The organism is Kitasatospora sp. NPDC101176, assembly GCF_044768035.1.
Classification (GTDB): Bacteria; Actinomycetota; Actinomycetes; order Streptomycetales; family Streptomycetaceae; genus Kitasatospora.
Genome location: NZ_JBIWPA010000010.1, coordinates 112,734 through 133,279, shown reverse-complemented (window position 1 = coordinate 133,279; position 20,546 = coordinate 112,734). Strand labels below are relative to the sequence as shown.

Genomic DNA, 20,546 nt, shown 5'->3' with positions numbered 1-20,546 from the left:
CGGTGCTCCAGGGCGTCTCGACCGGCCGCCGACCCGGACTCCACCCGGGCCGGTGATCGTGAGGGCGACGCTTCACCCCAGAAGGACGGAGCACCCTCGGATGACCACGAACCTCCAGCGCGTCGCCGTCGTGGGTGCCGGTGCCGCCGGCACCCTCACCGCGGCGCACCTCCTCCTCCGGGCGGCCGAGCAGGGCCTCGGGCTCGACGTCCACCTCGTCGACCCGTGCCCGGGCACCGGCCGGGGCACCGCGTACGCCACCTCGGCGGGGCACCACCTGCTCAACGTCCCGGCCGGCCGGATGAGCGCCTTCGCCGACGCGCCGGACCACTTCACCGCCTGGCTGGAGCGCCGCGCCCCCGGCACCTTCGCCCCGGGCGACCACGTGCCGCGCGGGCTCTACGGCGCCTACCTGGACGACGTGCTCACCGCGGCCGCCGCCCGCCCCGGCCCGGCCCGGCTGTCCCGGGTCCGCGACCGGGTGGTCGCCGCGCGCCGGGTCGGCCCGGGGGTGTCGCTGCGCCTCGACGGCGGCGGGACGTTCCGGGCGGACGCGGCCGTGCTCGCGCTCGGAACCTTCCCGCCGGACCAGTCCTGGGTGCCCGCCGCGCTGCGCCCCTCCGCGCGCTACGTCGCCGACCCGTGGACGCCCGGGGCGCTGGCCGCCCTGCCGGAGGAGGGCGACCTCCTGCTCGTCGGCACCGGGTTGACGATGATCGACGTCGCGCTCGCCGTGCACCACCCCGGGCGGCGCGTCCACGCGGTGTCCCGGCACGGGCTGCTCCCGCGCGCCCACGCCGCCTCCGCGCTGCCGGCCGTCCCCCCGCCGGCCGTCGACCCGGCGCAGGGCCTGACCACGGTCCGCCGCACCCTGCTCGCCCACGTCTCGGCCTGTCGCCGCACGCACGGCGACTGGCGGGTGGGCGTGGACAGCCTGCGGCCGGTCACCGCCACCGTGTGGCAGGGCCTCACGCCCGCCGAACGGGCCCGGTTCCTCGCCACCGACCAGCGGCTCTGGGACGTCCACCGGCACCGCGCCCCGGTCACCACCGCCCGGGCCTTCGCCGAGGCCGTCATCGCGGGCCGGATCGAGGTGGGCCCGGGCGAGATCGCGGACGCCGAGGTCACCGCGGACGCCGTCCGGGTGCGCCTGCGGGACGGCCGGACGTTGGACGTCGCGGCGGTGGTCAACTGCACCGGCCCGCAGGCCGAGATCCGCCGGGTCGGCGATCCGCTCGTGGCGGACCTGCTGGCGGCCGGACTGGCCGACCCGGACGACGTCGGGCTGGGGTTCCGCACCACCGCGCAGGGCCGGCTGCGGCCGGCCGCCGGTGCCGACCCCGCTCCGCTGTGGACGCTCGGCGCGCTGCGCCGGGGCAGCCTGCTGGAGAGCACGGCCATTCCCGAGATCCGCGCCCAGGCCCAGGCGGTGGCCGCCTCCGTCACGGCCGTCCTGGACGCCGCGCACCGGGCGGGCACCCGGCACGACACGCCGCGGGGCGCCACCGCCGAACGCCCGCACCTGGCGTACGCGGAGCGCTGAGGGGGCGCCCCGGAGCAGGAGCGGCGGGCGCGGGTGTGCGTCCGCCGGGCACACCACCGAACGAGGAGAACCGATGACCGAGCGGACCGAACAGGTCGCGACGGCTGGTACGACCGCACCGGCCGGGAAGGCCGTGATCAACCGTGAGGAGTTCCTGCCCTTCCCGCCCGCGCGGGTCTGGGAGGCCCTCACCGTCCCGGAGCAGCTGGCCCGCTGGTGGGTCCCCGGGAACGTGAAGCCCGAGGTGGGCCACCGGTTCACGCTGGACATGGGGCCGTTCGGCCACACCCCGTGCGAGGTGCTCGCCGTCGAGCCGGAGCGGCTGATCAGCTACACCTTCGCCGAGGGCGAGCTGGACACCACCGTCACCTGGCGGCTGGTGCCCGAGGAGGGCGGCACCCGGCTGCTGCTGGAGAACGCGGGCTTCGACCTGGAGACCCCGATCGGCCGGCAGGCCTACCAGGGCATGGGCGAGAAGGGCTGGCCCCGGGTGTTCGGCCGGCTCGCCCCGGCGCTCGCCGGGTGACCGACGGCGCGCTCGCCGGGTGACCGCGCCGGATGCCACGGCTCGGGACCAGCCGCCGCTCGGGCCGCGGCTGCCGCCCCTCAGGCCCGGCCGAGCACCCGGTCGACGGCGATCTCGATGACCACCCGGTCCGGGTTCACCCGGGGCTCGCGGTAGCGCTCGGCGTAGCGCCGCTCGGCCTCGGCGACCTGCTCCGGCTCGTCCCGGACGACGGCCACGCCCTCCAGGGTGGACCAGCGCGCCCGGTCCACCTGGCAGAGGGCGACCCGCAGCCCGGCCGGCCCGGCCTCCGCCACGTTGCGCGCCTTGCGGCTGGTGCGGCTGGTGATCACCCGGGCCGTCGCGGTCTCCGGCTGGTACGTCACGCCGACCGGCACCACGTGCGGCGTGCCGTCCGGGCGGACGGTGGTCAGGGTGGCGATGTGCCGCTCCCGCCAGAAGGCGAGGAAGGCGTCGTCGAGGTCGCGCGGATCATGGGCCATGGGCGCGATCGTACGGCGCCGGGGCCGGTGCGGGGACACCGGCCCGGGCGCCCCGGGCCGGTGTCCCCGCACCGGTGTCCCCGGGGCGCGGCCCGTCCGGCGGATCGTGCCGGACCGGTACCGCCCGGGGCTCAGTGCCCCCGGGCGACCCACTCCGGCAGGGCCGGCGCCTCGGCGCCGATCGTGGTCGGGTCGCCGTGGCCGGTGCGCACCACCGTCTCGGCCGGCAGCGACAGCAGCCTGTCCCGGATCGAGTCGATGATGGTCGGGAAGTGCGAGAACGACCGGCCGGTGGCGCCCGGGCCGCCCTGGAAGAGGGTGTCGCCGGTGAAGACCGTGCCCAGCGCGGGCGCGTACAGGCAGACCGCGCCCGGGGCGTGGCCCGGGGTGTGCAGCACCGTCAGCTCGATGCCGGCCACCTCGATCCGCTGCCCGTCGGCGAGTTCGCCGTCCGGCAGGCGCTCCGGGTGGGTGAGCTTCCACAGCGGCAGGTCGTCCGGGTGCAGCAGGATCGGCGCGCCGGTGCGGGCGGCGAGTTCCGGCGCCGCGTCGACGTGGTCGTTGTGCGCGTGGGTGGAGACGATCGCCAGCAGCCGGCGCCCGCCGAGCGCCGCCTCGATCGCGTCGGCGTCGTGCGCGGCGTCGATCACCACCGCCTGCTCGTCGTCGCCGACGATCCAGACGTTGTTCTCCACCTCCCAGCTGCCGCCGTCCAGGTCGAAGGTGCCGGCCGTCACCAGCCGGTCCACGCGGGCGGTCACAGGACCACCACCGAACGGAGCACGTCGCCCTGGTGCATGCGGTCGAAGGCCTGCTCCACCGCGTCGAGCCCGATGGTCTCGGTGACGAAGGCGTCGAGGTCCAGCCGGCCCTGGAGGTGCAGGTCGATCAGCATCGGGAAGTCCCGCGAGGGCAGGCAGTCGCCGTACCAGGAGGACTTCAGCGCGCCGCCGCGGCCGAACACGTCGAGCAGCGGCAGCTCCAGCGTCATCTCCGGCGTCGGCACGCCGACCAGGACGACGGTGCCGGCGAGGTCCCGGGCGTAGAAGGCCTGCCGGTAGGTCTCCGGGCGGCCGACCGCCTCCACCACCACGTCCGCGCCGTTGCCGCCGGTCAGCTCGCGGATCGCCTCGACCGGGTCGGTGGTGCGGGAGTTGACGGTGTGGGTGGCGCCGAGCCGGCGGGCGGTCTCCAGCTTGCGGTCGTCGATGTCCACCGCGATGATCCGGGCCGCGCCCGCCAGCCGCGAGCCCATCACGGCCGCGCCGCCGACACCGCCGCAGCCGATCACCGCGACCGAGTCGCCGCGGCCCACGCCGCCGGTGTTGATCGCGGCGCCGATGCCCGCCATCACGCCGCAGCCCAGCAGGCCCGCGACGGCCGGCGAGACCGCCGGGTCCACCTTGGTGCACTGGCCGGCCGCGACGAGGGTCTTCTCGGCGAACGCGCCGATGCCCAGCGCCGGCGACAGCTCGGTGCCGTCCAGCAGGGTCATCCGCTGCTTCGCGTTGTGGGTGGCGAAGCAGTACTGGGGCCGGCCGCGCCGACAGGCCCGGCACTGGCCGCACACCGCACGCCAGTTGAGGACGACGAAGTCGCCCGGCGCGACCTCGGTGACGCCCTCGCCGACCGCCTCGACGACGCCCGCCGCCTCGTGGCCGAGCAGGAACGGGAACTCGTCGTTGATGCCGCCCTCCCGGTAGTGGAGGTCCGTGTGGCACACCCCGCAGGCCTGGACCTTGACCACCGCCTCACCGGGACCGGGGTCCGGGACCACGATCGTGGTCACCTCCACGGGCGCACCCTTGGCGCGCGCGATGACCGCCTTGACCTGTTGGGCCATTACCATCCACCTCCGTCGGCCGGTGCGGCTCTGCACCGGGCGTGACCTGCGACGAACGACTGCCCACGAAGCGTAGCGCCCGCCGCGCGGGACGCCTGCGGGACGGTCGGGTGAGCGGCCCGCCGCATATGACGGCGGGATATCCGCCGCGTGACCTGCGCAACCCCGGGCACGGCCCGGCGGACAGGGCGCGCGGGCGGCGCTGAGCGCCCGTCAGCGTGCCCCGAACTGCCCGGAAAGCATCGCCGTTGGCTGGAAGTGCCGCAGACGCACGCACCACGGCCCACGTACGGTCGTAGCAGAAGCGGTCCACGCGACCACGCTCAGCACACCCGCCCCATCCGGCGGTGCGTCCCCGCGCGCCGCCCGCGCCGGCGCGTACCGACCGTACGCCGCCGCGCGATTCGCGCCATCCGGGACCGGCACCCGTTTCGTTCCGCCCCGACCGGTCCCCGTCCCTCCAGCCCCTCCTCCCGGTCGCCGCCCTGCCGGGCACCGCTTCGCCCGTTCCCCGTTCGTCCCGGTCCACCCTTCGCTAGTCCCGCCGAACCACCGATCCGCCGTTTCCCGCCCCACCGCTCCCCGTTCGTCCCGGTCCACCATCGCACCCGGCCCGAGCCGAGCCGCACGCCGGCCCGTCCCACCCGTCCCCGCACCATCCCGGTTCCACCCCCCGTCGGGTCGCCCCCTGCGGCCCACCGCCCTGGAGTCTGGAGTACGGATGTCCGCCGAGAACAGTGCGCCCGGTGCCGGAACCGGCACCGCCCCGCTCATCCCGATGCACTGCCTGCGCCACCTCGAGCCCGGTCCGCCGCGGCTCGCCGCGCTGCGCACCGGCACGCCCGTCTGGCTGGTCAGCCGGCACGCGGACGTGCGGCAGGTGCTGACCGACCCGCGCCTGGGCCGCGCCCCGCTCTACGCGCCGGACGCGCCGCCCGTCACCAGCACGCCCAACATCCTCGACGACCCGAACAGCATGCTGAACATCGACGGCACCGAGCACCAGCGGCTGCGCCGCACCGTGCAGCGGGCGTTCACCCCGCGGGCCATCGCCCGCTGGCGGCCCTGGGTGGCCTCGGTGGTCGAGTCGCTGATCGACGAGCTGATCGACCACGGCTCCCCCGCCGACGTCGTCGCCTCCTACACCCGCCCGCTGCCGGTCGCGGTGATCAGCCGGCTGATGGGGCTGGACAACCTGGACAGCAAGAAGCTCGCGCACTGGAGCGACCACGCGCTCTCCGCCACCGCCTACAGCGCCGAGGCGATCGCCACCGCGATGACCGAGTTCGCCGGGTTCGGCGCGGCCGTGATCGCCGAACGCCGCGCCCACCCCGGCGACGACCTGGTCAGCAGCCTGCTCGCGGCCGCCGCCGAGGACGGCTCGATCGCCGAGGGGCAGCTGGTCACCCTGGTCATCGGCCTCGTCGTGGCCGGACACGAGACCACCATGACCAGCCTGGGCAACGCGCTCGTCTACCTGCTCGACGGCGACCGCGCGTCCTGGCAGCGGCTCGCCTCGGACGAGGCCAGTGCCGCCGCCGCGACCGAGCAGATCCTGCGCGCCGTCCCGCTCGGTGACACCGACCACATACCCGGTCTGCTGCGCCGCGCCGTCGAGGACGTCGAGATCGGCGGGGTGGTGATCCCGGCCGGCAGCGTCGTCGCCGCCGACACCGGCGCCGCCAACCAGGACCCGTCGGTCTTCACCGGGGACCTGCTCACCGAGCTGTTCTCCCCGCTGGCCGCCCCGATGCTGACCTTCGGCGCCGGGCCGCACCACTGCCTGGGCGCCTGGCTGGCCCGGATGGAGCTCGAACTCGCCCTGCACCGGCTGGCCCGGAGGCTGCCCGCACTGCACCTCACCGGGAGCGCCGACCGGATCGACTGGCGGCGCGGACTGCTCACCCGCAGCCCCGAGTCGCTCCAGGTCGCCTGGTGACCGCCGCCCGGCCGGAGGCGGACGCCGGGCCGGTCGTCGTCCGGGTCGACCGGGACCGCTGCATCGGCTCCGGGATGTGCGCCCTGAGCGCCCCCGGCTCGCTGGCCCTCGGCGACGACGGGCTGGCCGAGCCGGTGGCCGACTACGCTGACGGCGGTGCGGAGTTGACGGAGGCCCTGGCCGAGGCGGTCGACTTCTGCCCGGTCGAGGCGCTCACCCTCTACTCGGCCGACGGCGGCTACCGGATCGCCCCGGCCGATTGAGCCCCGCGGTGTCGCCGTCCCCGCGGGGAGGGCGACACCGCCGGCGCGTCCGGAGCGCCCGGCCGCCGACGCCGGCCGTCACCACCGACCGCCGTCCACCCCGACCGCCGTCCCGTCGGACCCCGCCCCGCCGACCGCCGTCATCCCCGGCCCGGGGCGGCGCAGGCCAGCGCGGCGCGCAGCTCGGCGGCCGGATCCCCCTCGTGGTAGGGGCGTTCGCTCGCCTCGATGTGGTCCAGGAACTCCTGGTACCGCACCGCGTAGGACAGGTGGTACAGCGGCTCGACCAGCTCCAGCGCCCGCTCCGGCCGCACCCCCGGGACGTGCTCCCGCCAGGCCCGCCCCCACACCCCGGCGAACTGCTCCCAGCGCTCCGGCACCAGGTAGGCACGCGGGCGCAGGCCGTCCAGGGCGGGGTGGCCGAGGCAGGAGTCGGCGAAGTCGACCACGACCGCGTGCTCACCGTCCGAGCGCCAGTTGCCGGGGTGGAAGTCCCCGTGCACCAGCGTCTCGGGGAATCCGCAGTCCGCCAACTCGTCCAGCCTCCCCGGCAGTTCCTCGACGAGCCGGCGCACGTCGGCCAGCTCCCCGGGCGTCAGGTCGGTGACCCCGGGGAGGCGCTCCAGCAGCGCCCCGGCCCGGGCGAGGAGGGTGCGCGGGGTGCGGTCGCGCAGCCCGGCGGAGGCGGCCCGGCCGTCGGCGGCCAGCGCCGCCTGGACGGCGACCAGCCGGGGCACCACGTCGGCGACGGTGTCGGCGGACGGGCCCCAGCAGTCCTCGCCCGGCACGTGGTCCAGCAGCAGCCGGCCCGCCGCCGCGTCGGCGGCCAGCACCGGCGGGACGAGCGACGGGTCGACGCCGCCCAGCAGCGCGATCACCTCGCCCTCGCGGGCGTTGAAGGCGGGCGTCGTGGTCTTCAGCCAGGCGTCGCCGCGGGTGGTCGGGATCCGGAACAGGGCCGACAGGTTCCAGGTGCGGATCTGCCGGGCGGGCCCGGTCGCCGGGCGCCCCGCCAGGGCGAGCCCGGTCCGCGCCCAGTCCAGGGCGTCCCGCAGCCCGGGCGGGGTCGCCCAGGCCGCCCGCCGCTCCGCGGGGCCCAGCAGCGCCGCGGTGCGCTCCTCCGGGAGCCGGGCGGCGAGCCCGGCCGGCCGTGCCAGCGCCTCGGCGTGGTAGTCCACCCGGCCGCCGTGCCCGCCGTTCGCGCTCCGCCCCTCGACCAGCCGGGTCACCAGCACCGGCACCCCGGCCAGTTCCGACGCCCGCTCCACCACCGGGGCCACGGACGACCACCACCCGCCCTCGGCCTCGAACGGGCCGAGCGGCCCGAAGTACTCGCCCTCGTGGGTGAGGTGGACGGTGACGGTGCGTTCGGCGGCTCGCTGCATCCGGGCAGCCTCGCCCACCCGACGTGCCCTTCGCGAGCGAATTTCCCGCCGGAGCGTCAGAGCCCGCCGGGTACGGAGTAGCGCAGCCGGGCCGCGTCCCCGTCGATGAGCAGGCAGGTGCCGCCGCGCCACACCGCCAGGTCCGGTTCGTCGAAGCCGACGGCGACCAGTCGCAGCTCCTCGGCCTGGACGGCGACGGCGGCGCGCAGCTTCGGCTCCGGGTCCGGCCCGGAGGGAGTCGTCTCCAGCCGCTCGAACAGCTCCCGGACACGCTCCCAGCCGGGGCCCGGGGCGAAGCGGTAGCGGAACCACGGCATGTCGCAGCCCTCCGCGTGCAACTCGCCGACCAGGGTGTCCCCCTGCATCAGCCGCCACCCGCTCATCGCTCCCCCGTCCGTTCGGCTCCCCCGATCCTCCCACGCCGGCGGCCGGGGCCCGCCGCCGCGCCCCGTCCCGGGTCCTACGGGATGGGCACCGCCGCGCCGGACACCCGGATCCGCCGGTCCTCCGCCCGCAGTTCGACCCGCAGCACGCCCGGGCGGCCCAGGTCCTCGCCCTGGTGGAGGGTGAGCACCGCCGGGGCCGTCACCGCGCCCTGCTCGCGCAGGTAGGCGCCGAAGGCAGCCGCGGCGGCGCCGGTCGCCGGGTCCTCGACGACACCGCCGACCGGGAACGGGTCGCGGACGTGGAACACCTCGGCGGCCTCCCGCCAGACGAGCTGGAGGGTGGTCAGGTCGCGGGCGCGCATGTGGTCGGCGAGCCCGTCGACGTCGTAGTCGAGGCGGGCCAGCCGGTCCCGGGTGGCCGCGGCCAGGACGAGGTGGCGGGCGCCGGCGTAGGCGACGCGGGGCGGCAGCTGCGGGTCGAGGTCGGTACGGGCCCAGCCGAGCAGCGCGAGCGCCTCGTCGACGTCGGCCTCGGACACCTCCTCCACCCGGGGCTCGACGCTGGTCAGGGTCGCGCGCAGCACGCCGTCCGCGCCCCGGTCGACCTCGACGGGCACCTCGCCCGCCGCTGTGCCGAACACGAACCGCCCGGGGCCGGTGCGATCGGCGAGGGCGACGGCCGCGGCGACCGTGGCGTGGCCGCAGAACGGCACCTCGGCGAGCGGGCTGAAGTACCGGACGCGGTAGGCGCCCCCGGCCGCGCCGGCGGTCAGGAAGGCCGTCTCGGAGTAGCCGAGCCCGGCGGCGACGGCGAGCATCCGGTGGTCGGTCAGCCCCTCGGCGTCGAGGACCACCCCCGCCGGGTTGCCGCCCTCGGGGCGGGTGGTGAAGGCGGCGTAGCGCAGGATGGCGGGCGTGGCGGCGTCGTCGGTCATGCCCGGACGAACGTGTTCCGCCCCGCCGCTGTTCCCGCCGCCCCCACGGCGGCCCACTCCCGACGGGCCGGGTGCCGCCGCCCGCACCGCCCGCCCCCGGCGGGCCCGGTGCCAGCGCCCGCACCGCTCGCCGCCGCGGGCCCGGTCACCGCAGCACCGCCTCCAGGAAGTCGGAGCCGAGCCGGGCGCTGCCGGAGAGGTCGAGCTGGTAGAGCATGTACCGCCCGCGCCGCTGGGTGGTGAGCAGGCCGGCCTTGCGCAGCACGGCCAGGTGGCGGGAGACCTCGGGGGCGCTGAGCTGCCAGGCCGCGGCGAGTTCGCCGGTGGTGTGCGGGCCGCGGGCCATGGTGCGGGCGAGGCGCAGCCGGACGGGGTGGGCGAGGGCCTCCAGCCGCTGCTGGACGAGGGCGAGCGAGACGGGCTCGGGGACGCCGGCCTCGGCGACGGGGTACTGCAGGACGGGCCGCCAGCCGGGGGCGTGCACGACGAGCAGGTGGGGGCGCCCGAAGGCAGTGGGGATGAAGGTGACCCCGCTGCTGTCGGTGCCGCTGGTGGCGTTGTCCTGGAGCTTGTCGATGACGATCCGCCGCCGCCCGTCCCCGCCCTGTTCGAGGGTGACGGAGGGTGAGACGTCGGCCAGGGCCTCGGCGGCGCCGCGGCGGGCGAGCAGGTCGATCTTGCGGCGGGCGTCGGCGGCGAGGTCGGGCAGGACGCGCCGCCAGGCGTCGGCGAAGAAGGCGGCCTCGCAGTCCTCCAGCATCCGCCGGACGAGCGCCCGCACGGCGGGCGGGTCGGCGAGCAGCCGGTCGGCGAAGGCGGCCTGCCGGGGGCCGCGGGCGAGGGCGAGCTCGCGGGCGCGCTCGTTGGCGGCCGGGTCGGTGAGCGGGGAGGCCATCCGGTGGGTGAGCCGGGAGGAGCCGCAGGTGGTGATCAGCGCCGCGGCGACGTACTGCTCGTCCTCGATCCGGTCGACGGCGTCGAGTTCGGCGGCGAGGGTGGCGCCGGGCAGGCCGGGGACGAGGAAGTCGGCGCGGGAGGAGCGCCAGAGGAAGTCGGCCTCCAGCAGCCGTTCGGACAGCTCGGGCGGGACGGTCGCGGCGGTGGAGGCGGCCCAGCCGTGCAGTTCGGGGTGGTGGGCGGGCTCGGCGAGGACGTGCAGCATGGCGTTCAGCTCGCCCAGCGGCGACGGCGTGAAGAGCAGCCGCTCCTCGGGCAGGCCGGTGATGTCGATGGTCACGCTCATGCGCCGGCCCCGCCCCGCCCGGCCCGGGCACCGGCGCAGGCACCGACCCCGGCATCGACCCGGCCACCGGCCCGCGCCGGCCCTCCGCCGTTCCGTCCGGTGCGGTCGGCCTCCGGTGTGCGCGTTCCGCCGGTCCGTTCGCTTCGCTCTGTCACGGTCGAGATCCTGCCACCCGCCGGGACCGGCCTCCGCGTCGATTGACGGGAACCGTCAATCCGCGTGCCCGCTCGGCCCGGCGGGGCGGACGGTACCGGTCATGAGCCTGATCCAGGAGAAGTCCGTCCATGACCACGCCGCCGTCCGCACCGCCGAGCCGCCCGCCCCGCCGGTGGGTGCCGGCCGCCGGGGCCCGTCCGCGCTGCTGAGCCTGCTGACCGCCGCGGGCGGCCCCCGGTACGCGGCCGCCCTGCTGGTGGACGCGGTGGGCACCGGCCTGCTGCGCCCGTTCCTGCTGCTGTACGGGATCGGGGTGCTGCGGCTGGGCGCGGGCGCGGCGGGGCTGGCGATGTCGGCCGGGATGGTCGCGGGCCTGCTGGTGGTGCCGCTGACCGGCCGGTGGATCGACCGCGGTGCCCGCACCCTGCCGGCCGCGGCGACGCTCGCGGTGCGAGCGGTCGGTGCGCTGACCCTGCTGGTCGCGGACGGCCTGCCGGGGTTCACGGCGGCGGCGGTGCTGATCGGGGTGGGCAGCCAGTCCTGGCCGACCACGCACGCGGCGGTGGTGAGCACGCTGACCGCGGGGCGGCTACGGGACGCCGCGCTGGCCGCGGGGCGGTCGCTGCGCAACGCGGGCCTGGGCACGGGGGCGCTGCTGGCCACGCTGGTGGTGACGGGCGGGGCCGGGGCGATCCGGGCGCTGGCCGGGGTGACGGGCGCGGCCTGCCTGGGTGCGGCCGTCCTGGTGCTGTCGCTGCGGGTGCGGGCGCCGCAGATGGTGGCGGCCGGTGCGGCGGAGCCGCGGGCGGACGCCGGGTCGCTGCGGCGGATCACCGTGCTGAGCGTGGCCAACCTGCCGTTCGCGTTCTGCTTCGACGTGCTGGAGGTGGCGCTGCCGGCGCTGCTGGTGCTGCACCTGCAGGCCTCGCCGGCCTGGTCCTCGGGGGTGTTCGTGGGCAACACGGTGCTGGTGATCACCCTGCAGCTGGCGCTGGTCCTGCGGCTGGCGGACCGCTCGCGCAGGGCCGTGCTGGCCGCCTCCGGGGTGGCGCTGGCGCTGTCCTACCTGGGCTACTGGGCGGTCGGCTCGCTGGGCGGCACGGCGGGGGCGGCGGGCATCGCGGCGGTCTCGGTGCTGTTCACGCTCGGCGAGATCCTCTACACCGGCTCGGGCACCGCGCTGGTGACGGCGGCGGCCCCGCCGCACCTGCTGGGGCGGGCGCTGGCGCGCTGGGAGCTGTCCACGGGGGTGGGCCGGGCGGCGGCGCCGGCGGTGCTGACGGCGCTGCTGGCGGCCGGTCCGGGGGTGCTGTGGCCGGTGCTGGCGGTGGCCACCCTGCTGGGGGTGGCGGGGGTGCTGCGGCTGGCGCCCGCGGAGTGAGCGGGCCGGCCGCCGCCACTCCCGCCCGGCCGGCCGGGGGCGTGCACGACGAGCAGGTGGGGGCGTCCGACTCCGGATGCGGACGGCGCGCCCAGCACCGATGCTGGCCGCGAGGCGTGCCCGGCCCGAGGAAGGATGCCCCCCGCATGAGCGCACTCGACTTCGAGATCATCGACAGCCCCGACAGCTCGCTCAACAAGACCTCCGTGCTGGTCACCGGTCCGCGGGACGCCCTGCTGGTGGACGCCGGGTTCACGCGCTCCGACGGCCGGCGCCTGGTCGAGCGGATCCGCGCCACCGGCAGGCGGCTGACCACCGTCTTCGTCAGCCACGGCGACCCGGACTTCTACTTCGGCGCCCAGGAGGTCCAGGACGCCTTCCCGCAGGCCGCCTTCCTCGCCACCGCCACGACCGTCGAGCACATCCAGGAGACCTACGAGGACAAGCTGCGGGCCTGGGCCCACCTCGGCCCCGAGCTGCCGACCCGGCTGGTCCGGCCCGAGGTGCTGCACGGGGACGAACTCGTCTTCGAGGGGCACCGGTTCGAGCTGCGCGGCGCCGACTTCCACCTGCCCGACCGGCACTACCTCTGGCAGCACCACCACCAGGCGGTGCTCGGCGGCGTGCTGCTCTTCGAGGGCCTGCACGTGTGGACCGCCGACACCCCGACGTCCTCCCAACGGGCCGCCTGGATCGACCTGTTGGACGGTATGGAGGCGCTGCAGCCGCAGTTCGTGGCGGCCGGCCACCGGACCGCGGGCGCGCCCGCCGACCAGAGCGCGATCCGGCACACCCGGGACTACCTGCGGGCCTTCGAGACCGAGATCGGCCGCGCCCCCGACGCGGCCGCCGCGCGGAGCGCGCTGGAGGGCCGCTTCCCCGGGCTGGGACTGCGGATCGCGGTCGACCTCGGGACGAAGGTCGCCAAGGGCGAGCTGGCCTGGGGCTGATCGACGATGATCGAGATCCCGCGGGACACCGCCTCCTTCGCCGAGTCCGGCGCCCCGGCCGACGTGGTCCGCCGGCAGTACCTGGCCTCGGCGCGCGGCGACCTGGCCGCGCTGCGCGCCACCCTCGCCGACGACGTGGAGTGGACCGAGATGGCCGGCTTCCCGCTGGCCGGCACCTACCGGACGCCGAAGGGCGTCACCGCCAACGTCATGGAGCGCCTGGCCGCCGAGTGGGACAACTGGACGGCGCACGACGACGCCTACGTGGTCGACGGCGAGGACGTGGTGGTGCTGGGCCGCTACACGGCCGTGCACAGGGCCACCGGAAGGCCGCTCGCGGTGCGGACCGCCCACCGCTTCACCGTCCGCGGCGGCCGGATCGTCCGCTTCGAGCAGTTCACCGACACCGCGCTGGTCAGGGACGCCATGACGCCGTGACCGGGCGCACCCGCGGCCCGTCGCCCGCCCGGCCCCGTTCACCCGAACGGGGGAGCACGGCGCGGCGCGCCCGCCGCGCCCTCGACAGGCCACCCGGACGGCGGCAGGCTGGCGGCTGATTTCCGGCGGAGAGCGAGGAGTTCAGCATGGGCACGGGAACCGCGGGGACGGCCGGGGGCGGCGGGCGCGAGCTGCCGATCGTGATCGTCGGGGCGTCCCTCGGCGGCGCGAAGGCCGCCGAGGCGCTGCGCGAGGCCGGCTACGACGGCGGCATCGTCCTGATCGGCGAGGAGCACGAGCGCCCGTACGAGCGGCCGCCGCTGTCGAAGGGCTACCTGCTCGGCAGGACGCCCAGGGAGAAGATCCACGTCCACCCGCCGCAGTGGTACGCCGAGCACGACGTCACGCTGCGGCTGGGCACGGCCGTCGCGGCGATCGACCCGGCCGCGCACACCGTGACGCTCGCCGACGACGGCCGGATCGGCTACCACAAGCTGCTGCTCACCACCGGCTCGGTGCCGCGCCGGCTGCCGGTCCCGGGCGCGGACCAGGACGGCGTGCTCTACCTGCGCCGGGTCGAGGACAGCGACCGGATCAGGGCGGCGCTGCGGCCGGGCGCCCGGCTGGTGGTGATCGGCGCGGGCTGGATCGGTCTGGAGGTGGCGGCCGCGGGTCGGGCGGCGGGCGCCGAGGTGACGGTGCTGGAGGCGGCCGAACTGCCGCTGCTGCGGGTGCTCGGCCGGGAGGTCGCCCAGATCTTCGCCGACCTGCACCGCGACCACGGCGTGGACCTGCGCTTCGGCGCGCAGGTCACCGAACTGACCGGCAGCGGCGGCACGGTGGACGGCGTCCGGCTCGGCGACGGCAGTACGGTGGCGGCCGACGCGGTGGTCGTCGGCATCGGCATCAGCCCGGCGACCGGCCTGGCCGAGGCGGCCGGCCTGGAGGTCGACAACGGCGTCAAGACCGACCAGCACCTGCGCACCTCGGCTCCGGACGTCCACGCGGCCGGCGACGTCGCCAACGCCTTCCACCCCCTGTTCAACCGGCACATCCGCGTCGAGCACTGGGCGAACGCCGTCAACCAGCCGCAGACCGCCGCCCGCGCGATGCTCGGGCAGCCGGACGCGGTGTACGACCGGGTACCGTACTTCTTCACCGACCAGTACGACCTGGGCATGGAGTACGTCGGCTACGTCGAGCCCGGCGGCTACGACCGGGTGGTCTTCCGCGGCGACCCGGCCACCCGGGAGTTCCTCGCCTTCTGGCTCTCCGGCGGCCGAGTCCTCGCCGGCATGAACGTCAACGTCTGGGACGTCACCGACCCGATCCGCGAACTCGTCCGCTCCGGGCGCACGGTGGACCCGAAGGCCCTGGCCGACCCGGGCGTCCCGCTCGGGGAGCTCTGAGGCGGCGGCCGCCCGCGCGGGTCAGCCGACCGGGACGCCGGGGTTCACCAGGCCCCGGCCCCCGGTGACGGTGTTGCCGGGGCCGATGGTCACCGGGCAGGCGGCGGAGTAGTCGGTGACGTCGATCGCGTAGCGGTCCGGGCCGGTGGCGCCGGTGAGGTCGGAGCGGTTCCCCCGGAACACCGTGCCGCAGCCCCAGCCGGGCTGGACGCTGTGGGTCTGGTAGCCGTCGTCGGTGGTGCGCACGCCGGTGTTGTTCTCGACGACGTAGCCGTTGCCCTTCACGTCGACCCAGGAGTCGTCGTAGTTGCGCCCGGTGAGGCCGTCGCCGTCGAAGGTGTTGCCGGAGACCAGGCCTCCGGTGGTGCCCTCCTTGAGGTCGACGTTCTCGGCGCCGATGTTCGGGCCGAAGGTGTTGCCGGTGATCCGCACCCGGTCGCTGCGGTCGGAGAGCGTGTTGGCGGTGCCGACGTAGACGCCCTCGCCCAGGCCGTCCCGGTCGAGGCCGGTGTCGTGGATCCGCGAGTCGCGCAGCGTGCCGTCGCTGCTGGAGTTGCGGAAGTGCACGCCCTCCATCGTGGTGTGGTGCACCGTCACGCCGTCCAGGACGACGTGGGTCGCGGCGTCGACCATGATGCCCTTCTGGGCGCCGGTGACGGTCAGGCCCTGGACGGTCCAGTAGCTCGCGCCGTCCAGGTGGAGGCCGTAGCCGCCACCGGTCGGGGTGGTGAGGACGGCCGCGGCCGAGCCGGTGAGGGTGATCCGGGCCGCCGCGGTGCCCGAGGCGGCGGCCCGGAAGGTGCCGCGGTAGGTGCCGTCGGCGAGCCGGATGGTCCGGCCCGGCACCGCGGCCGCGAGCGCGGCCTGGAGCTGCTTGGCGGTGCTCACCGTGACGACGGTGCCGCCCGGCGCGGCGGTGTCCGTCGCCCACCTGGGGCCCGCGGCGGCCGAGGGCGCGCAGGACAGGGTGAGGACGGTCAGCAGGGCGAGGACGGGGAGGCGGGGGGAGATCACGGGCGGCGCTCCTTGCGGTGGGGGCGAACTGGCCGCCGCTCACGATGGACTGGACCAATCCGGAGCGTCAAGAGGGCCCTGCGCCCGTCCGCCGAGCCGAGCCGCCCGCCGGGCCCGCCGCGCGGAGGGCGGGCCCGGCGGCACCGCCCGTCAGGTGACGACGGTGGTGGCGGCCGTGGCCGCGGTCACCACGGCGATGGCCGCGACGGCGGCCTGCATGTTGCGGATCGCCTGGCCGACGGAGTCCCCCGCCCAGTCGCCCGCGGCGATCTCCGCGAAGCGCGGCTCGACCCGCTTGCGGGGCAGGTCCGGGAAGGCCAGGCCGTGCAGCCGGGCCGAGTGCAGCAGGGCTATCAGGGTCGCGGTGCGCACGTCCGGCGTCACGTGGTGGCGGATCACGTCGGCCAGTCGCGCCCGCAGTTCGCGCTCGACGGAGCCGTCCGCCTCCGGGTAGCGGCGGACCGGGAAGAGGCCGAGGACGCGGTGGCGCTCCTCGACGACCAGGCCGCGCTCGCACAGCCGCTGCACGGTGGCCCGGACCGCCGTCAGGTGATCCTTGGTCAGCCAGTCCGTCGCCTTCGCCTTGCCGGGGGCCTTGCGCCCGACCCATTCGGCGAGCCGCTCCAGGCGCTCGTCGAGCAGCGGTTCGCCGGTCGGGGTGGGGTCGGTGACGGTGATCCGACCCTCCTCCACGGCGATCCTCCCGGCCAGCGCGAGATCGGCCAGGAGGCCGCCCGCCACCGCCCATCCGGCGCTCGAACCGTCCTTCGCCACACCGGACTCGTCGTCCAGCGAGAGCAGCATCAGCTCCTCGGCGAGGGTGACGTGCATGTGCTATTCCTTTCCCTGTACGGACCGGCCACCCCCCAGCGCCTCGACCAGTCTCCGCGCCCGGGTGTCCTCGGCCAGCAACGCCCGTACCAGCGCATTCGTTCCCCGGCCGCGCCCGGCCTCGGAGAGGTACGCCTCGACGGACCTCGGGTCGGCCGCGAGCGGCACCTGTCCGGCCGTCAGGGCGGCGTGCACCCGGGCGTAGTCGACGCCGAGCCCGGCCACCGCCGCACCGCCGCCGTCGTCGGCGGTCTGCGGGACCGCCAGTTCCGGTTGCCGGCGACTGACCTCATGGACCGCCAGGAGCGCGAGCAGGACGTGCTCGGTGCCCGGTGCACGGCGCCCGAGGCGCTCGGCCTGCGCGTCGGCCTCCGCCCGGAGGAGCCCGGCCGGAGCCGCCGCGCCCGGCGCACCGGGCGTCAGCAGCCGCCGCCAGCGCGGGACGGGGTGCGCCCCGCGGGCGAGGAGGGCGTCCCGGGTCGGGCGCAGCAGGGGGTCGAGGCCGGCGGCGGGGCCGGGCGCGGCGCCCGGGCCCGGCGGCACGGCGCGCGGCTCGACGGCGTCCAGGCGTTCCAGCACCGCCCGCGGCGCGGCGCCGACCGCGTGCAGCAGTTCGGTGGCGCGGGTGGCCCGGCCGTCGGCGAGCAGGGCGCGCAGCAGGTGTTCCGCGGTGAACTTGCGGGCTCCGTCCAGCCTGGCCCGTTCCATGGCGCCGGCCAGGGCGCGGGCGGCGGCGCCGCTGAGCAGGTCCCCGCGTTCGCCGGTGGCGCCGAGGACCTCCCGGGAGGGCACGCTGGCCCCCGCGTCGTCGCCCTCGGCCCAGCCGGCCGCGCCCCGGCGCGCGCGCAGGGCCGCGAGCAGCACCGGGGTGTCCGCTCCGGCGGCGGCCAGGGCCTCGCCGGCCGGGCCCTTCGCCGCGGCGACGGCGGCCAGCAGGTGTTCCGTCCCCAGCCGCGCCCCCTGCGCACCGCGCGCGTCCCGGGCCGCGCCCAGGACGCCGAGCGTGCGCCAGTCCGGTTCCAGCGTCGTCTCCATCGCCCCTCCCACCGCAATCCTTTGCCGGAACCATACTTCCACTTTGCGATGGCTTTACACGTGGTTCCCGGATCCGGGCTGCGGTGGTACGGCGGCACCACGGTGGGACGGTCGGCAGAACGGCCGGCGGTACCGGCGGACGCGCCGTCAGGACGGCGGCGCGGTCTCCCGGTCCGCGACGCCGACCGGGACGTCCGGGCGGCGGAACCAGGACCCCTGGACGGCCCACTGCACCAGCATCAGCACCGCGCCCAGCAGCAGCGCGCCCAGCCCGATCACGGTGACCCCGCCGACCCTCCCGATGACCGGCAGGTCGATCGATGTCGCGCCGTAGTCCGGGTCGGCGTACACGTCGAAGGCGCCGTAGGCGAAGAAGTACAGCAGCATCAGGCCGCCCGCGAACGGCAGGACGCCCTTGAACACGAAGTCCCGGACGCTGCGGGTGAGCACCCGGCGGTAGTACCAGACGCAGGCGAAGCCGGTCAGCCCGTAGTAGAAGGCGATGCCGAGGCCGACCGAGGCGATCGAGTCGGCCAGCACGTTGTCGCTGATCACGGTGAGCAGCACGTAGAACGCGATCGAGACCAGGCCCATCGCGACCGTCGACCAGGTCGGGGTCAGGTGCCGCGGGTGCACCTTGGCGAAGCCGGTCGGGATGGCCTTGTGACTGGCCATCGAGAAGGTGGTGCGGGCCGTGGGCAGGATCGTGGTCTGGGTGGAGGCGGCGGCCGAGGTCAGCACCATCAGGATGAGCAGCCGGCTGAGCACCGCTCCGAAGCCGGTGGTGCCGAACACGGCGTCGCCCAGGCCGGAGAGCACGTCCCCCGAGTGGTCCGGGTTGCCGAGCCCGATGCCGTCCGTCCCGACCCCGGCGAAGGACTGCGCGGCCGTGGACACCAGGGCGTAGATGAGCAGCAGCAGCACGGTGGAGATGACCGCCGCCCGGCCCGGCGTCCGCTTCGAGTCCGCGGTCTCCTCGTTGACGGAGACGGCGGTGTCCCAGCCCCAGTAGATGAAGACCGCGGCCAGCATGCCCGCGGTGAACGCCGAGGTCGACGGGATGTTGAACGGGTTGAACCAGGAGGCGGCCACCGGGATGGCCGTCGCGGGCGCGCCCGCGCCGTACGACTTGACGAGCGCCGTCACCGAGAAGACCACCAGCATGACCACCTCGACGGCCAGCAGCCAGCGCTGCAGGGCGGCCGACAGTTCGATGCCGATGTAGCAGATCGCCGTCATCACCACGATCCACAGCACCCCGGCCGCGGTCGTCCACGCCTTGCTGTCCGCGAACGAGTCGAGGCCGATCAGCCGGAAGCCGTACACCCCGGCGATCTGGGCCAGGTTGGCCATCACGATGATGTCGGCGACGACGATCCCCCAACCGCCCATCCACCCGGTGCGCGGGCCGAAGGCGCGGGCGGCCCAGGTGAAGGTGGTGCCGCAGTCCGGGTCGGTCGCGTTGAGTTCCTTGTAGGCGTACGCGATCAGCAGCATCGGGACGAACGCCAGGATGGTGATGATCGGCGCCTGGAGCCCCACGCCGACCACGATGATGCCCAGCGTGGCGGCCAGGCTGTAGGCGGGAGCGGTCGAGGCGAGACCGATGCACACCGAGGACAACAGGCCCAGGGCGCCGGTCTTCAGACCCTTCTCGCCCGCACCGGAGCCGGTGGGAACGCCGGTTGGGGGGCTGGTCGGGGAGACCGACACGGATCCCACCCCCTTGTGTACGCAGCGGGGGCCACGAGGGCCGATCTGGCCGTCTCAGCGTAACCCCGGCACCGCGCGGCGGCCGGGCGAGTACGCCGACCGGGCGGGAGCCCCGGCCGGGCGCGGCCGGGCGGGCGCCGTGACCGGCGGCGGACCGCCGTGACCGGTGGCGGACCGCCCGGGCCGGGCGTCGGCGCGCTCAGCCCCTCGGGCCGAGGAGCCCGGGCACCGGGCCGACCGGCAGGTGCCACCGGGTGCGCCGGTGCAGGGCCTCCAGGTCGTGCAGCAGCCCGGGCACCGGGGCGGCCAGCACCGGGCAGCCGGCCCGGCCCGCGCAGTACGCGGCGACCGGACGCCGGAAGCCCCGCCGCAGCAACCCCCCGCTGCGGCCGAGGACCAGTAGGTCGGCCGGCCGGTCGGCGGTCGCGACCAGGGCGGGCCCGGGCTCGCCGCGGAACACCGTCGGGTGCAGCGGCACGCCCGGGTCGGCCCCGCCGAACGCGCCGTCCAGGGCGTCCCGCAGCCGCTGCCCGGCGGCCTCGCGCGCCGCCGAGAGCAGCGGCGGGCACGGCGAGCGCCGGTAGCCGTACTCGCCGCCCGGCGGCTCCCAGGCCAGCACCGGCACCAGCACGGCGCCCCGGCGGCGGGCCTCGGCCACGCCGAGGTGCAGGGCGGCCAGGCTGCCCGGCGAGCCGCTCACCCCGACCACCACCCTGCCCGTGCCGCCGTCCTGGTGCCGCCCGTCGCCGTCCATGGTCCCGTCCTCGCTCGTCGCGTCCCGGTGCCGCCCTGCCGGGCCCGGTGTGCCGGCCTCCAGCCAACCGCGCCCGGGCCCGCCGCCGGCCGGCCCTGACGGACTCCTGACGCCCGGGGGCCCGTTCCGAACGCGTTCCGTACGCCGCCCGTCCACCGGTGGCCGGGCCGCTCCGCGCGCGGCCCGCCCCACACCGTCCGAGCTGCGGCCTTGTGGAAAACGACAAGCGGGTTCCGGATTCCGGACGTGACAGTTCGTCCGGATCGCCCTTGTTCCGCCCGGCCCGCGCGGCGAAGGATTGCCAGGCCGTCCGGAGGGAC

20 protein-coding genes are annotated in these 20,546 nt (G+C 76.3%); 8 read left to right on the top strand and 12 right to left on the bottom strand.

What is annotated here, in order from left to right; all coding sequences use genetic code 11:
- Window positions 1-100: 100 nt before the first annotated feature.
- A complete protein-coding gene (locus ACIRS1_RS17040) occupies window positions 101-1,543 on the top strand; it encodes an FAD/NAD(P)-binding protein (RefSeq protein ID WP_402840297.1) in 1,443 nt (480 codons plus the stop codon).
- A gap of 73 nt (window positions 1,544-1,616) precedes the next feature.
- A complete protein-coding gene (locus tag ACIRS1_RS17035; protein WP_402840294.1) occupies window positions 1,617-2,069 on the top strand; it encodes an SRPBCC domain-containing protein in 453 nt (150 codons plus the stop codon).
- An 80-nt stretch (window positions 2,070-2,149) separates the two neighbouring features.
- On the opposite strand, the gene ACIRS1_RS17030 is transcribed toward ACIRS1_RS17035, so the two are convergent.
- From ACIRS1_RS17030 to ACIRS1_RS17020, 3 genes are all read right to left on the bottom strand, one after another.
- Window positions 2,150-2,551 carry a TIGR03618 family F420-dependent PPOX class oxidoreductase gene (locus ACIRS1_RS17030; protein ID WP_360216841.1) on the bottom strand — a complete coding sequence of 134 codons (402 nt, stop codon included), beginning with the start codon at window positions 2,549-2,551 and terminating at the stop codon, window positions 2,150-2,152.
- Between the two features lie 131 nt (window positions 2,552-2,682).
- Entirely contained in the window at window positions 2,683-3,312 is a 630-nt protein-coding gene (locus ACIRS1_RS17025) for an MBL fold metallo-hydrolase (protein WP_402840290.1), read from the bottom strand.
- Window positions 3,309-4,394 (bottom strand): S-(hydroxymethyl)mycothiol dehydrogenase, encoded by a 1,086-nt coding sequence (locus ACIRS1_RS17020; protein ID WP_360223380.1) that lies wholly within the window; start codon window positions 4,392-4,394, stop codon window positions 3,309-3,311. Before ACIRS1_RS17020 ends, ACIRS1_RS17025 begins: the two co-directional genes overlap by 4 nt.
- Before the next feature lie 721 nt (window positions 4,395-5,115).
- On the opposite strand from ACIRS1_RS17020, the gene ACIRS1_RS17015 reads away from it, so the two are divergent.
- The gene (locus ACIRS1_RS17015) at window positions 5,116-6,333 is read left to right on the top strand and encodes a cytochrome P450 (RefSeq protein WP_402840287.1); all 1,218 of its coding nucleotides are present in this window, start codon (window positions 5,116-5,118) and stop codon (window positions 6,331-6,333) included.
- Window positions 6,330-6,596: a ferredoxin gene (locus ACIRS1_RS17010; RefSeq protein ID WP_402840285.1), complete on the top strand. Its 267-nt coding sequence runs from the start codon at window positions 6,330-6,332 to the stop codon at window positions 6,594-6,596. The genes ACIRS1_RS17015 and ACIRS1_RS17010 overlap by 4 nt, the downstream gene beginning before the upstream one ends.
- A gap of 140 nt (window positions 6,597-6,736) precedes the next feature.
- Here ACIRS1_RS17010 and ACIRS1_RS17005 read toward each other — a convergent pair whose 3' ends face one another.
- The 4 genes from ACIRS1_RS17005 to ACIRS1_RS16990 form a co-directional block, all read right to left on the bottom strand.
- Entirely contained in the window at window positions 6,737-7,981 is a 1,245-nt protein-coding gene (locus tag ACIRS1_RS17005) for an aminoglycoside phosphotransferase family protein (protein WP_402840282.1), read from the bottom strand.
- 56 nt (window positions 7,982-8,037) lie between these two features.
- Window positions 8,038-8,364 (bottom strand): hypothetical protein, encoded by a 327-nt coding sequence (locus ACIRS1_RS17000; protein ID WP_402840279.1) that lies wholly within the window; start codon window positions 8,362-8,364, stop codon window positions 8,038-8,040.
- 77 nt (window positions 8,365-8,441) lie between these two features.
- On the bottom strand, window positions 8,442-9,302 hold the full coding sequence (locus ACIRS1_RS16995) for a PhzF family phenazine biosynthesis protein (protein WP_402840276.1): 861 nt from the start codon (window positions 9,300-9,302) through the stop codon (window positions 8,442-8,444).
- 145 nt (window positions 9,303-9,447) lie between these two features.
- On the bottom strand, window positions 9,448-10,545 hold the full coding sequence (locus tag ACIRS1_RS16990; RefSeq protein ID WP_360209768.1) for a DUF5937 family protein: 1,098 nt from the start codon (window positions 10,543-10,545) through the stop codon (window positions 9,448-9,450).
- Window positions 10,546-10,801: 256 nt separating this feature from the next.
- On the opposite strand from ACIRS1_RS16990, the gene ACIRS1_RS16985 reads away from it, so the two are divergent.
- From ACIRS1_RS16985 to ACIRS1_RS16970, 4 genes are all read left to right on the top strand, one after another.
- Window positions 10,802-12,082, top strand: a complete 1,281-nt coding sequence (locus ACIRS1_RS16985) for an MFS transporter (protein ID WP_402840274.1) — start codon at window positions 10,802-10,804, stop codon at window positions 12,080-12,082.
- Between the two features lie 146 nt (window positions 12,083-12,228).
- A complete protein-coding gene (locus ACIRS1_RS16980; protein ID WP_402840272.1) occupies window positions 12,229-13,032 on the top strand; it encodes an MBL fold metallo-hydrolase in 804 nt (267 codons plus the stop codon).
- 6 nt (window positions 13,033-13,038) lie between these two features.
- Entirely contained in the window at window positions 13,039-13,470 is a 432-nt protein-coding gene (locus tag ACIRS1_RS16975) for a nuclear transport factor 2 family protein (RefSeq protein ID WP_402840269.1), read from the top strand.
- Window positions 13,471-13,616: 146 nt separating this feature from the next.
- A complete protein-coding gene (locus ACIRS1_RS16970) occupies window positions 13,617-14,879 on the top strand; it encodes an NAD(P)/FAD-dependent oxidoreductase (protein WP_402840267.1) in 1,263 nt (420 codons plus the stop codon).
- A gap of 21 nt (window positions 14,880-14,900) precedes the next feature.
- Here the strand turns inward: ACIRS1_RS16970 and ACIRS1_RS16965 are convergent, their stop codons facing one another.
- The 5 genes from ACIRS1_RS16965 to ACIRS1_RS16945 all read right to left on the bottom strand — a co-directional run bounded on the left by ACIRS1_RS16965 (window position 14,901) and on the right by ACIRS1_RS16945 (window position 20,226).
- Window positions 14,901-15,860 carry a right-handed parallel beta-helix repeat-containing protein gene (locus ACIRS1_RS16965; RefSeq protein ID WP_402840478.1) on the bottom strand — a complete coding sequence of 320 codons (960 nt, stop codon included), beginning with the start codon at window positions 15,858-15,860 and terminating at the stop codon, window positions 14,901-14,903.
- A 183-nt stretch (window positions 15,861-16,043) separates the two neighbouring features.
- Window positions 16,044-16,724, bottom strand: coding sequence for a GPP34 family phosphoprotein (locus ACIRS1_RS16960; RefSeq protein WP_360209758.1), 681 nt, complete (start codon window positions 16,722-16,724; stop codon window positions 16,044-16,046).
- A 3-nt stretch (window positions 16,725-16,727) separates the two neighbouring features.
- Complete coding sequence (locus ACIRS1_RS16955) at window positions 16,728-17,759, bottom strand: Clp protease N-terminal domain-containing protein (protein WP_402840262.1); 1,032 nt, start codon at window positions 17,757-17,759, stop codon at window positions 16,728-16,730.
- A gap of 147 nt (window positions 17,760-17,906) precedes the next feature.
- Entirely contained in the window at window positions 17,907-19,472 is a 1,566-nt protein-coding gene (locus ACIRS1_RS16950; RefSeq protein ID WP_402840260.1) for an APC family permease, read from the bottom strand.
- Between the two features lie 199 nt (window positions 19,473-19,671).
- The gene (locus tag ACIRS1_RS16945; RefSeq protein ID WP_402840257.1) at window positions 19,672-20,226 is read right to left on the bottom strand and encodes a universal stress protein; all 555 of its coding nucleotides are present in this window, start codon (window positions 20,224-20,226) and stop codon (window positions 19,672-19,674) included.
- Window positions 20,227-20,546 lie beyond the last annotated feature (320 nt).

Coding starts and splice junctions, on each gene's coding strand:
- ACIRS1_RS17040 (WP_402840297.1), top strand. CDS start 101: ATGACCACGAACCTCCAGCGCGTCGCCGTCGTGGGTGCCGGTGCCGCC.
- ACIRS1_RS17035 (WP_402840294.1), top strand. CDS start 1,617: ATGACCGAGCGGACCGAACAGGTCGCGACGGCTGGTACGACCGCACCG.
- ACIRS1_RS17030 (WP_360216841.1), bottom strand. CDS start 2,551: ATGGCCCATGATCCGCGCGACCTCGACGACGCCTTCCTCGCCTTCTGG.
- ACIRS1_RS17020 (WP_360223380.1), bottom strand. CDS start 4,394: ATGGCCCAACAGGTCAAGGCGGTCATCGCGCGCGCCAAGGGTGCGCCC.
- ACIRS1_RS17015 (WP_402840287.1), top strand. CDS start 5,116: ATGTCCGCCGAGAACAGTGCGCCCGGTGCCGGAACCGGCACCGCCCCG.
- ACIRS1_RS17005 (WP_402840282.1), bottom strand. CDS start 7,981: ATGCAGCGAGCCGCCGAACGCACCGTCACCGTCCACCTCACCCACGAG.
- ACIRS1_RS17000 (WP_402840279.1), bottom strand. CDS start 8,364: ATGAGCGGGTGGCGGCTGATGCAGGGGGACACCCTGGTCGGCGAGTTG.
- ACIRS1_RS16995 (WP_402840276.1), bottom strand. CDS start 9,302: ATGACCGACGACGCCGCCACGCCCGCCATCCTGCGCTACGCCGCCTTC.
- ACIRS1_RS16990 (WP_360209768.1), bottom strand. CDS start 10,545: ATGAGCGTGACCATCGACATCACCGGCCTGCCCGAGGAGCGGCTGCTC.
- ACIRS1_RS16985 (WP_402840274.1), top strand. CDS start 10,802: ATGAGCCTGATCCAGGAGAAGTCCGTCCATGACCACGCCGCCGTCCGC.
- ACIRS1_RS16980 (WP_402840272.1), top strand. CDS start 12,229: ATGAGCGCACTCGACTTCGAGATCATCGACAGCCCCGACAGCTCGCTC.
- ACIRS1_RS16975 (WP_402840269.1), top strand. CDS start 13,039: ATGATCGAGATCCCGCGGGACACCGCCTCCTTCGCCGAGTCCGGCGCC.
- ACIRS1_RS16970 (WP_402840267.1), top strand. CDS start 13,617: ATGGGCACGGGAACCGCGGGGACGGCCGGGGGCGGCGGGCGCGAGCTG.
- ACIRS1_RS16960 (WP_360209758.1), bottom strand. CDS start 16,724: ATGCACGTCACCCTCGCCGAGGAGCTGATGCTGCTCTCGCTGGACGAC.
- ACIRS1_RS16955 (WP_402840262.1), bottom strand. CDS start 17,759: ATGGAGACGACGCTGGAACCGGACTGGCGCACGCTCGGCGTCCTGGGC.
- ACIRS1_RS16945 (WP_402840257.1), bottom strand. CDS start 20,226: ATGGACGGCGACGGGCGGCACCAGGACGGCGGCACGGGCAGGGTGGTG.